10 protein-coding genes are annotated in these 11949 nt (G+C 64.6%); 5 read left to right on the top strand and 5 right to left on the bottom strand.

Translation table 11 applies throughout. The features are described from left to right. Positions 1-59 precede the first annotated feature (59 nt). From C7G42_RS29035 to C7G42_RS29025, 3 genes are all read left to right on the top strand, one after another. Positions 60-1367 (top strand): amino acid adenylation domain-containing protein, encoded by a 1308-nt coding sequence (locus tag C7G42_RS29035; protein ID WP_106952344.1) that lies wholly within the window; start codon positions 60-62, stop codon positions 1365-1367. Beyond that, positions 1360-2736: a hypothetical protein gene (locus C7G42_RS29030; protein WP_106952343.1), complete on the top strand. Its 1377-nt coding sequence runs from the start codon at positions 1360-1362 to the stop codon at positions 2734-2736. Before C7G42_RS29035 ends, C7G42_RS29030 begins: the two co-directional genes overlap by 8 nt. 113 nt (positions 2737-2849) lie before the next feature. After that, positions 2850-4214 carry a hypothetical protein gene (locus tag C7G42_RS29025; protein ID WP_147250295.1) on the top strand — a complete coding sequence of 455 codons (1365 nt, stop codon included), beginning with the start codon at positions 2850-2852 and terminating at the stop codon, positions 4212-4214. Positions 4215-4248: 34 nt separating this feature from the next. Here C7G42_RS29025 and C7G42_RS29020 read toward each other — a convergent pair whose 3' ends face one another. The 5 genes from C7G42_RS29020 to C7G42_RS29000 form a co-directional block, all read right to left on the bottom strand. Beyond that, positions 4249-5415 carry an ABC transporter permease gene (locus tag C7G42_RS29020; RefSeq protein WP_106952341.1) on the bottom strand — a complete coding sequence of 389 codons (1167 nt, stop codon included), beginning with the start codon at positions 5413-5415 and terminating at the stop codon, positions 4249-4251. A 2-nt stretch (positions 5416-5417) separates the two neighbouring features. Further along, positions 5418-6578 carry an ABC transporter permease gene (locus C7G42_RS29015; RefSeq protein ID WP_106952340.1) on the bottom strand — a complete coding sequence of 387 codons (1161 nt, stop codon included), beginning with the start codon at positions 6576-6578 and terminating at the stop codon, positions 5418-5420. 9 nt (positions 6579-6587) lie between these two features. Further along, on the bottom strand, positions 6588-7319 hold the full coding sequence (locus C7G42_RS29010) for an ABC transporter ATP-binding protein (protein WP_106952339.1): 732 nt from the start codon (positions 7317-7319) through the stop codon (positions 6588-6590). Beyond that, on the bottom strand, positions 7316-8563 hold the full coding sequence (locus C7G42_RS29005) for an efflux RND transporter periplasmic adaptor subunit (protein ID WP_106952338.1): 1248 nt from the start codon (positions 8561-8563) through the stop codon (positions 7316-7318). The genes C7G42_RS29010 and C7G42_RS29005 overlap by 4 nt, the downstream gene beginning before the upstream one ends. A gap of 249 nt (positions 8564-8812) precedes the next feature. Beyond that, the gene (locus tag C7G42_RS29000; protein ID WP_245428023.1) at positions 8813-8950 is read right to left on the bottom strand and encodes a hypothetical protein; all 138 of its coding nucleotides are present in this window, start codon (positions 8948-8950) and stop codon (positions 8813-8815) included. 129 nt (positions 8951-9079) lie between these two features. Between C7G42_RS29000 and C7G42_RS28995 the strand changes: the two genes are divergently transcribed. Beyond that, positions 9080-9901 (top strand): universal stress protein, encoded by an 822-nt coding sequence (locus tag C7G42_RS28995; RefSeq protein WP_106952337.1) that lies wholly within the window; start codon positions 9080-9082, stop codon positions 9899-9901. A gap of 174 nt (positions 9902-10075) precedes the next feature. Next, positions 10076-11881, top strand: coding sequence for an ATP-dependent zinc metalloprotease FtsH (ftsH, locus tag C7G42_RS28990; RefSeq protein WP_245428022.1), 1806 nt, complete (start codon positions 10076-10078; stop codon positions 11879-11881). The last annotated feature ends 68 nt before the right edge of the window (positions 11882-11949 follow it).

The raw sequence follows: 11949 nt of genomic DNA, 5'->3' as shown, positions 1-11949 counted from the left end.
CGCACCCAGCGAACGCGTCGGATAGGCCGCCGGCATTCTTGTCCTTTGCAGATCAGGCCATGTACCTCGCGCATGTCTCGCTCGGGCAGCACGCGGTCATTCAGGTGCTATGGCGCTATCTGCGGCCTGTAGACATCGACGCCCTGACACGCTTCCGTGACAATCTTGCGCATGGCCATCTGGCGCGGCTGATCCGGCCGGCGCTGCTTCCGTTCGGGCGGCACCAATGGACCAACGCGCCACCGCCGTCGGCTGCGCTGACGGCCGCTGAGGCGCCGCTTGCGCCCGAATCCATGCAGACGTGGGCCGATGCGCAGGTGGAAATTCCATTGGACCCCGTGCGCGGACCTGCATGGACCCTGACGAGCCAGACCTTCACCGATGGCTCTACGGTGGTCTCGCTTGTGTTGTCGCACTGCATCGCAGATGGACTGACGACCGCAATCGCCGTGAGCGAAGCCGTGCGTGGAGACCGCCGGCTCCCGATCTATCCTGCAGTCCGCTCGGCACACAGCGCCGCGACGGTGCTGGCTGCCGAACTCCAGCGCATGGCGCGTGACGCGCCGGCAACACTTCGAGCGCTCCGGCAGCTGGCCCATGCCGCGTGCACCTCGCGCGGCACGCCGAAGACACCCGCCGCATCACCAGTCGTGCCAACTGCAGATGACCGGACGGTTGTCTTTCCGTCGGCTTTCATAAGCGTGCCCATTTCGGTCTGGGACGCCAGAGCACGGAGCCGCGGTGCGAGCCGTCTCACGCTCCTGACCGCGATGACCGCAGCGTTTGCGGAGGCCCTCGGTCGCGTCCGTGACGACGATGTGACCCTGCTTATTCCCGTGAATCAGCGCGAGGGTCTATCGCACACCGGTGGGAACGACGTCGCGCTTGCCACATTGAAGGTGCGTATCGACGAACCGCGCGGGCGCCTGCATGCGTTGCAGCGGCGTCTGCGGGCAACGCTGCTGCAGACAAGACGGGAGCCCAATCGACTAGCGGCGCTGCTGCCGCTGGTGCCCTTCGTGCCCAAACGCGCATTTTCGGCCGCCAGCCATCTGGCGCTTGGCGCGCTCGCCGACCTGCCGGTCACGTGTTCGAATGTGGGCGACTTGCACAAGGACATGCTCCAGATCGATGGCAACGCGGCTGATCGAATCTGCTTTCGCGGCATCGACCGCCCGGTCGCGCGCCGCGCGATCGAAGCGCGTCAGGGCGTGGCGACGCTCTTTGCCGGCGTCATATCCGGAAATATCTTCCTAAGCTTCGTTGCCTACCAGCCTGGCGTGGTAACTGAGCCTCGGCATCTTCGAGCGCTGGTCGAACGTCTCTTGGCTGATTACGAGCTGGCTGCCGAGTTTTTTGATGCTTGAGATGAACGCGACCGGCGCCTCGAAAGCCGCTCGGCACCGCCTCGCCTGGCTCGACCAGCTGGCCTACGAATTGTTCAGGGTCACCGGCCGGAGCCAGCTGATGCAATGCCTCTGGCTCTATGATCGTGACGTGAACCGGGCCGCGCTGGTGCAAACATATGAACGACTCATCTCACTGTCGTTCAATCGGCTCATCGAGCCGTCTCCCTTGCCATGGGGCAGGCCTCGCTGGGTGGCCGGGGCGTCCGTCCCGTTCGAGCAGAGTTCGGATCCGCTGCCGCGATCGCAGCTGCTGCAGTGGGCGAACCAGCAGGCGCGCGCGCCGGTAGACCCTGTCATCGGTCCGGCCGGGCGAATGGCCATCCAGCCATTCGATGATGGCAGCACAGCCGTGAGCATCGTCGGATCGCATTTGGTGCTCGACGGAATGGGAGCTTTGCGCGTCATCGCGGCTGCCGTGAACGGAACCGGCGTCCCGAATCCGTACTTGCCTCACGGCGCTCGCGGGCGAATGTCCGGCTGCCTGTCGGATACGTGGCAGATCATCGCCGATGCCCCGCAGACGGTTGCCGCACTCGCTCGGATTGCACAGGCGGGCTGGTCGAGACCCGTCGCTCCCGGGCGAAATCCGGCCGTTCCAGCAGCAGACGCAATTCACGACCCAACGATCGTAGAGCTGCCCTCTGTTGTGGTGAGTGTTGAATCGCGTGTCTGGCTCGCGTGCGAGCAACGGCTTGGTGGCGGCATGAGTACGCTGCTGCCGGGCTTCGTGGCGTCGCTGGCATCGCGTCTGGGCCGCCGCCGTTTGTCGGATGGCGCGATCAGCCTGCTCGTCCCAAGAAGCCGAAGGCGTGGGCTGGCCGACGAACGCGCGCTGGCGATCGAATTCCATATGATGAACGTCGCTCCTGAAGGCCTGACCGAGAGCCTGGAGCCCGTGAATGCCGCAAGGGCACTGCTCCGTGGCGCGAGGAAAAGCCAGACCGATGTACTGACCTCGTTGCTTCCTGCCATCGCTTTGATGCCCCGCACCGTCGCAAGGACGCTTGTGAACCGGTTGTTCGATTATGCCGACGATCTGCCGGTAAGCTGTTCGGACCTTGGAATGCTGCCGGAAGGGCTCGCGCGGATCGACGGCGCGCCGTGCCGGCACTTGCTGACGCGAGCCGTCGATGTCAACGTCACACGGCAGGACCTCGAGCGTTCCCACGGTCATCTCGTCGTCGTGGCTTCCCGCTACGACAAGACGGTTTCTCTCTGCATCGAGGCCTGCCAGTTGCGACCCGCAGCAACGACGCTCGACGAGCTTCGTTTGCTGGTCTCTCAAACACTCACCGACTTTCGGCTAGAGGCGGTCATAGACGGCTGATCTCGGCGCGTGACCGAAGCCGGTTATTGCAAGTGGATTTCGAATCAATAGGGAGATGGAGCCTTGATGGGCGGTGGTCGTATCGTGCAGCAGGACGACAGGGGGCTTGACGGTTGAACTCTTCTGCCAACGAACGGCGTGACGGGCGTAACCCCGAGGTCAGGGCGGACGACGTCCTGTGCTACATGGACCAGGCCTCATTCGTCGGATTGCGGGCGCTGGGACGCGAGCCGGCGATGCAGCTCACCTGGCTCTATCCTCACGCGATCGATGAGGCGGCCGTGACGCAATTCAGCGAGCGGCTCGCACACGGATTGCTCGGACGCCTGCTGCAGCGTTCACCATTGCCATGGGGGCGGCACCGCTGGGTGGCGAACCCCGTGCCGGGCCCGGTGGCGTGGTTCCGCGACCCGCTCCCCCGCGAGCGTTTGCCCGAGCTGCGACGTGTGCTGCTCGATCTCCCGGTGGATCCCGAGCGCGGACCTGGCTGGCGCCTGGCAGTCCAGGCGCTGGAAGGCGGTGGCTGCGCGCTGACGATGCTGGTGTCGCACACGATCGCTGACATGCGTGCCGCCGGTCTGGCCATCGCCGACGCGGTGGCCGGTCGACCTCTCGACCGCGGATTTCCGGCCCGGTCATGGCGCTGGTCCCCGCCGATGCTGGCGCGCGACAGTGTCGAGAGCCTGCGCGCCCTGCCTGACGTTTGGTGCGCTCTGGCGGCTCTCGCGCGGCGGTCGCGCAGGGCGAGGTTACCCGCTTCGAGTCCCAGCGTGCGAAGAGATCGGGACCACTTGGAGCCGGCCGTGGACGCGCCGGTCGTGCCGGTGGTCATGGACGCGGGAGCGTGCCAGCAGCGTGCGTCCGATCTCGGCGTTGCAAGTAGCACGCTGATCATGGCATTCGTGGCACGGCTCGCGTTTCGGATCGGCCGCGTGGACGCCTCGGGGCGGGTGAAGCTGGTGCTGCCGGTCAGCGACCGCCGTTCCGGCGACCGGCGTGGCAACGCGCTGCGGTCAATCACGGTGATGGCGGACCCGGATGCCTGCCGCAACGATCCGCGCGCCTTGCAGCGGGATTTCAAGGCCGCGCTGGCCTCGCTGAACCAGCACGGCGATGATCTGTCGCCATTGTTTCCATTGATTCCGTATGTGCCGCTGTGGCTTGTGCGGCGCCTGGAGCAGGAGGTGCTCGGGGCTGGCCTACCGGTTGGATGCAGCCTGGTTGGCGAATTGCCGCCGGACGCGAACCGTCCCTGTGGCGAGGCCTTGCTCCTGCAGGCTGCGCCTTTGCAGCGCTATACGGCCTCGGAGCTCGCGCAGCTCGGTGGCGTCCTCTTCGTCGCGTGCTGTCGTGTCGGCGAGCAGCTGTCCTGTACCGTATGCGGCTACGTGCCGGACCACGTCACGTCCCACGCCGAGTTGATGCCTTTCGTGCACGATGCGCTCGCGGACATGGGCCTGCGCGGGGCGATCGGCTGACGATCGCCGATCGACATGGTGCAACGCCGGGCGTTCAAGCGACCCGCAGGGCGTCGACGATCTTCATGCGGGCAGCCCGCACGGCCGGCAGGAAACCGCCGAGAAAGCCCATTATGAGGGCGAAGACGAGCGACCGCAGCACGATCCCTGGCGTCAGCACAAACCGAAATGCGAGCTCGGAGAGTGACGTCCAGTTGAGCGTCGTGATCTTTACCTGCGTCATCAGTGAGGCGAATAGGATTGCAACGGCCCAGCCGATCAGCGCGAGCAGCAGCGCCTCGACGAGGAATGCAATCAGGATCCTCGAACGCCGAAATCCGAGCGCGCGCAGCACCCCTACCTCCATCATGCGGCTGGCCACCGCCGCGTACATCGTAATCGTGGCGCCGATGACTGCGCCGAGCGAGAACATCCCCGAAAGCGTGAGCCCGAGCATCTGAATGAACCCGGAGAGCAGGCGTGACTGCTCCTCATAGAAGATGCGTTCCCGCTTGGCCTCGATGGTGAGGCGGGGATCCGCTTCGAGGCGCGCCTTGAGGGCTTCGAAGCCGGAACGATCGGCGAGCCGTACCGTGATCGAAGAGAAAAAGTCTCGGCGGAACGATTGCATGAGCTGCTCGCTATCGCCCCAGATCTCGGAATCGAACCCGCTGCCGCCCGCGTCGAACCGGCCTACGATCCTCCATTCCCGCTGGGCAAACCGGAGGCTCGATCCGATCTCGACATCTTGGAAACGTCCCGCGAGGGCGCGCCCAATGACGATCTCGTTGGACCCCTGGCGAAACACGCGCCCCTCGGCGATCCGCACTTGCGGGCGCACGGCCAAAGCGGCCGGACCGACCCCGCGGATCACGAGGTTGCTCGCCTGCCTGGACTTGCGTCTTTGCTGTGAGATCAGAACCGCCACTTCCTTCGATATGAGAGGCGCACCTTCGGCCCCAATCATGATCTCGGGCTGGCTTTCGATGATCCTGGCCTGACGGCGGTCGATCAGGCTCTGGATCTCGACTTCCGCGGAGCGGCGCACGATGATGATGTTCGTATCTTCGCCGGTCGCGACGAGCGTTTGCTTGAGTCCGGAGTCGAGCATGAGCACGGCAGCGTAGACGAACACCACGAGGGCCATGCCCGTCGCGGTCAGGAAATTGGTGAGCTTGCGCTCCTGTAGGTTTCGTAAGCTGTAGGAGAGCAGCAACGGCATGGTCAGCCCAACGCCCGAAGACCGTTCACGATGCTGACGCGGGCAGCCCTGCGCATCGGCAGGGCCGCGGCGAGGATTCCGACCACCACCGCTGCAAGTGCCTGCAGCATGACGGTATTGACGCTCACGATCAGGGTCGGGAACAGCGTGGCCGAGAGTTCGGCCAGGTGCGCGGCGACCGGGGGCGTGAGCCCGATGCCGATCGCACCGCCGATCGAGGCTATCAAGACGGATTCTGCGAGGATCAATCGCGCCACGTAGCCGGGGCTGAAGCCGATGGCTTTCAGTGTGGCATACTCGCGGAGCCGCTCGCGGGCCGTCATCGCCATGGTGTTCGCCATGACCGCCAGGATGATGAAGATCACCACGAAGGAGACGACGCGAATGGAGATGAGGATCGCCTCGGTCTGCTTGACGAAGCCGATCTGGAACGCGCGCTCGGTCTCGGTGAGCGTCTCGGCAAGCGAGTTTCGAAATATTTCGTCGATGGCCTGGCTGACGTCTGCGACGCTATCCAGGCTGACGACGTCCACGGCGAACACGCCCACCTGGTCGGCTTGTGCCTTGGAGCGCACACGCAATGTTTCGTTCAGGTAGTCCCAGCGGAAGAAGAGTTGCGACGTGTCGGTTTTTGGATCCCGGCCGTCGAAGACGCCGCAAATCAAGAATTCCCAATTGCCGGGGAAGATGGTCCCGCGCAGCTGGATCACGTCGCCCGGCTTGAAGCCGTAGCGGTTGGCGAGCTTGCGCCCGACAATCGCGCCGCGGCGCTCGCGCAGGAAGGCGCGCCGCACCTCGTCCGGGACCAGGAGCTCGGGGAACATGTCGAGATAGGTCGCGGCATCGATCGCAAACTGGGGAAAGAAGTTCTTCGAATCCTTGTAGACGCCGCCGAACCAGCTCAGGTGGGTGACGCGCCGCACGCCTTCGACGGCGCTGATGCGCTTCTGATAGGATTTCGGCAGCGGCAGCGCAAAGGAGATGGCGTTTCGGGTCAGGAGCCGCGAAGGGACGGCGCCGTCCACCCCCGCATACCACGTCTTGACGACGGTCTGGAGCACGCCGAAGGCGAGGATCGCGACGACGAGACCGACCAGCGTCAGGGACGTGCGGAGCCGGTGGCGCAAGACGTTGCGTGCCACGAGCGTGAGCCACTGGCTCATGACCGGCACTCACTCAAGCCGCTGCTCCACCAGATAGGAGAGATCGCCCTTCTCCAAGCTCATGATGCGTTTCGCATGCGCGGCGGCGCGGTGATCATGCGTGACCATCACGATCGTCTTGCCCATGTCGCGGTTGAGCCGCTGCATGATCTCCAGTACCTCCTTCGCTGATTGCCGGTCGAGGTCGCCTGTCGGCTCGTCGGCCACAAGCACCGTCGGGTCGGTCACGATCGCCCGCGCGATGGCCACGCGCTGCTGCTGTCCGCCCGAGAGTTCCGAGGGCAAGTGCTTGACGCGATCGCTGAGGCCGACCAGGCTGAGCGCGAGTTGTGCGCGGTCCCGGCGCTCGCGCCGCCCCAGGCTCGTGAGCGTGAGAGGCAACTCGACGTTCTCGAGGGCCGTGAGCACGGGCATCAGATTGTAGAACTGGAAAATGAAGCCGACGTTCGCCGCGCGCCAGTCGGCCAGTTCGGCTTCCGGAAGCAGCGTGATGTCCTCGCCCCCCACCCTGATCGAGCCCTTGTCCGGACTGTCGATGCCGGCGATCAGGTTGAGCATGGTCGATTTGCCCGACCCCGACGGGCCCATCAGGGCGAGGAATTCCTTGCGGCGGATGTCGAATGTGAGTCTGGCGAGGACCGGGACGATCTGCGCGCCGCGCCGGTAGCTCTTGCTGACATCGCTCAGCGCGATCAGAACGTCCTCTCCGGTCCGCGCCTCGGAGATGTGAACCACGGTCACTTCGTGGCCTGCTTCACTGCGCGCCCGTCGACCAGATCTTCGAGCGGCCGGACCACGACGCGCGTGCCGGCTTTGACGTCGCGGACCTCGATCTGATCGCCCACCTTTGCTCCGAGATCCACGCTCCGCAGACGGGCCTTGCCATCCTCGACGACATAGAGATGCTGCTTCCCATCGAGTTCGAAGACGGCTGCCATCGGCACCGCAAGAACAGGCTTGCGCTCCGATTCGGAGATTTCACGCTCGAGGAAAGCCACCTTGGCGCTCATGTCCGGAAGCATTCTCGGGTCGCGCTGCACGAATCGGGCTTTGACGAGGGTCGACGCCTTGGCGCGATCCACGGTCGGCACCATCCGGCTGACCACGCCCTCGAAACGCTCGCCGGGGATCGCGTCCAGCTGGATCTCGACCGGTTGTCCGACGTGGATGCTGAGATACGACGATTCCGCCACGTCGGCTTCCACTTCAAGCGAGTCCATGTCGGCAATGGTGACGACCGCGCCCTTTGTGTCGACCGCCTGCGAGAACGGCGTGATCGTGTCGCCCACGTTGGCGTGCCGCGTCAGGACGACGCCGTCGAACGGCGCTCGGATCTGGGTCTGCCCGACGGCCACTTCGGAGGCGCGGAGATTGGCCTGCGCCGCGGCGATGGCGGCCCCGTACCCGGCAAACGCAGCGCGCGCCTTGGCGAGGCGCGCCTCGGCGGTTTCGCGCGACGAGTCGCTGATGATGTTCTTCTCGCCGAGGGCCTCGGAGCGCTTGAACGCGATTTCCGCCTGCGTGAGCTCCGCCCGCCCCTGGGCGAGGTTGGCCTCCGCAACCTGGACGTTGGCGGCTGCCTGGTCGCGCACCGCCGCCGTGTCGCTGCTCTCGATCCGGGCTATCAGTTCACCCTCGTGCACCTTGCTGCCTTCGAGCACACCGAGCCATTCGAGACGGCCTGTCGCCTTCGAGGCGACGGACGCCTTGCGTTGCGCAACGACGTACCCTGTCGCGTTCAGCAGCGTCAGCGCCTGCGACGGATAGACGGAGTAGACGACCGCCGTTTCGACGACGATCTGCGTATGCCGCCGCCACACCCAGATCGCGCCGGCGATGCCGACGAGCAGCGCGACGAGAAAGACCCGTCCCAGGAGGCGGCGGAATTGCCTGCGGCGCCGCGAGCCAGCGCTACGGTCGATGGCAAGGGCGGACAGATCGGGGGCGTCGGGTGCGCCGTCGCTCAGGGCCTGGGGCAAAGTCATGGTTTGATCATGGACTTTCGAACAAAACAGCGCAGACTTTGAAGAAAATGTCTAATCGAGAAAGCCGTAAGTCATGCGCTTGACCCCTGTCAATTAGCAGAAAACGCCGCGTTTGACATCCATCAGTTCGCATTCTCCAAATCTTCTCGGGGTGGTAAACATAACCGATGGCACCCGCGCCTCCGCGTAGGATGCCACCGTGAGCCCCATGACCAAGGCTGCCAGCAGGAACGACCATACGGAATATGGTTAGGCGTGCCCGGCCAGGGCGCCGATCAGAACATAGATGTCCGCGCCGCTCGTGATGCCGGTCCCGTAGAGGACAAGCAAGGGAAGGCCGAGCCGGCGGCGCAGATTGCCTGAAATATCGACGGATGAATCGGTCATCTGTGGAGGAGCGATTCCTTGCTCGACCGGACGTCAGTAACGGACCGTCCGCAGGACTGCTTGATGTGCGTCAACGGGATAGCTGGGAAACGCGAGATAAAGGGGTGATCCGAGCAAAGGAGCAACGCTATGTCTCTTGCCAGCGTCATGGTCTACGTCGATTCCCAGCAGCAGGACGAAGGACAGATTGCCGTCGCCGAAGGCGTCGCGAACAGCTTTGGAGCGGCCCTGCTCGGCGTCTCGGCCATCGCAATAGAGCCTCCGTTCGTCGCCGAAGGCGTGATCATCGAGCAGACGACCGCCGACGATCTCGAGCGCATGCGCGCAACTCTTTCGGCCAAGGAGGCATGGTTCAGGCGCATCGTTCGCCTGCCGAGCGAAAAGGTGGAATGGCGTTGGGCGATCGGCTTTCCGACGGAATTCCTGGTCGAGCAGTCCAGGGCGGCGGACCTTGTCGTGGTGCGGCGCAGCCGGCTGAAGGCCAAATCCACTCGCTACCTCGATGCGGCCGGAGCCATGTTGCGGCTGGGCCGTCCGATCCTCGCGGTGCCGGACGGCGTCACCACGTTGTCGGGTGATCGGATCGTGGTCGGCTGGAAAGATTCCCGGGAGGCGCGACTGGCCGTTCGCGACGCACTGCCGTTTCTGACGCGGGCTTCGCAAGTCACGATCGCCGAAATCTGCACGTCGAGCGAACAGGATGCCGCGCGTGATCGGGTGCGGGACGTTGCCAGGTATCTTCAGCGGCACGGCGTCAATTGCCAGCACGAGGTGCGCGTGCATACGGCAGAACCCGACGCAGGCTATCTCGTTCGGCTGGCCGCCGACGTCGGTGCCGACCTCGTCGTGACCGGCGGGTATGGGCATAGCCGACTGGGAGAATGGATTTTCGGCGGCATGACGCAGAGCCTGCTGCAGCAAGCTCCGACCTGCCTGCTGATGTCGCATTGACGCCGAACACCAAGCAGATCCCCTCTTTTCAGTCGCGCGAATGTGAGCCGGCGGCGGTGTTGAGCTGAATCAAGAAGAGACCTCCCTTTCCTCATTACCATTCAAGCTGCAGCTGATGGCGACGGGAGAAGCAGGTTGGAGTCCGATCAAGGTTCACGGAAGCCGGGCCTCGCGATGGCTGCCGTTTTGGCGGGTGGCTTGCTGCTCGTCATGCTGCAGTTCGGCCTTGCTACCTATAGTTCGACCGAAACCATTCCCTACAGCCAGTTCGAGCAATTGCTCGCCCAGGACAAGATTACGGAAGTGTCCGTCGGCTCGGATACGATCCAGGGGAAGTTGAAAGAGCCGCTTCCGGGCGGCAAATCCGCCTTCCTCACCGCCCGGGTCGATATGGTCTTGGCCGAAAAGCTCGCGGCAAAGGGCGTGAGCGTCACCGGCGTTCCCGGTGGTGGAGCGTTGCAGACGTTGCTGTCCTGGATCTTCCCGGTCATCGCCTTCTTCCTGATCTGGTTCTGGATGGGGCGCGGGATCGGTGGCGCCCAGGGCCTGGGCGGGCTGATGTCGATCGGCAAGTCCCGCGCAAAGGTCTACGTCGAGAAGGACATCAAGGTCACCTTCGCCGATGTCGCCGGGGTGGACGAGGCGAAGTTCGAGTTGCAGGAGGTGGTGTCATTCCTCAGGGATCCCAAGAGCTATGGTCGCCTGGGAGCGCATGTCCCCAAGGGCATCCTGCTCGTCGGACCGCCGGGGACCGGAAAGACCCTGCTGGCCCGCGCGGTCGCGGGAGAAGCCGGCGTCCCGTTCTTCTCGATCTCGGGCTCGGAATTCGTGGAGATGTTCGTCGGTGTCGGCGCCGCCCGGGTTAGGGATCTGTTCGAGCAGGCCCGCAAGGCGGCCCCATGCATCATCTTCGTCGATGAGCTTGATGCGCTGGGACGCAGCCGCGGGCCGCAGTCGTTCGGCGGCTACGACGAGAAGGAGCAGACCCTCAATCAGCTCCTGTCCGAGCTCGACGGCTTCGACCCGAGCGCCGGCGTCATTCTGCTGGCGGCCACCAACCGGCCCGAGGTTCTGGATCCGGCGCTGCTGCGCGCAGGCCGGTTCGACCGGCAGGTTCTGGTTGACAGGCCGGACAAGATTGGGCGCGTTGCGATCCTGAAGGTGCACGCCCCCAAGATTCACACCAGCAAAGACGTCGATCTCGACAAGGTGGCTGGTCTCACGACCGGCTTCACCGGGGCCGACCTCGCAAACCTCATCAACGAAGCCGCGATCGCGGCGACCAGACGGAGCGCCGAGGAGGTCACGTTCGACGATTTCGTCACGGCGATCGAGCGGATCGTGGCCGGCATCGAGAAGAAGAGCAGGGTGCTGAGCAAGGGCGAACGGCGCAGGGTCGCCTATCACGAGATGGGCCATGCCCTCGTTGCGGCCAGCCTGCCCGGCGTCGATCCCGTGCAGAAGGTGTCCATCGTCCCGCGCGGAATCGGCGCGCTCGGATACACCATTCAGCGTCCGACCGAAGACAGGTTCCTGCTGACGGTCGAGGAACTGAAGAACCGCATCGCGGTGCTGATGGGAGGACGCGCGTCGGAGCATTTGATCTTCGACGGGGCGATCTCGACCGGTGCAGCCGATGACCTTCAACGTGCGACCGAAATCGCGATCGAAATGGTGACCAAGTACGGTATGGACGAGACGGTGGGGCAACGCACCTATGCGACAAAACCGCAGGTTTTTCTCGTGGCGGCGCAGGACAAGATCGTTACGGCCGCGGAGGCAACCGGCCGCGAGATAGATCTCGCCGTACGTAATTTGATCGAGGAGGGAGATCGCCGCGCCCGGGAGATCCTCCAGTGCCGGCGGCCAGATCTCGATGCCGGCGCCGAACTGTTGATCGCAAATGAGACCCTGACATCCGAGCAGTTTTCGCCGTTGCTAGGTAAGCGCTCCGGAGCAAGCAAGCCGGTCGCCGCATGACGGCGCCGGCAGCTTGATGGGCCGCGCACTCGGTCCTCGTCCTGAGGCCGCCAGCGGCGGGCGTCTCG

It is taken from the genome of Bradyrhizobium sp. MOS003 (genome assembly GCF_003020125.1).
GTDB lineage: Bacteria > Pseudomonadota > Alphaproteobacteria > Rhizobiales > Xanthobacteraceae > Bradyrhizobium.
Note: the sequence above shows the minus strand (reverse complement) of the source record. Positions and strands in the feature narration are given on the sequence as shown.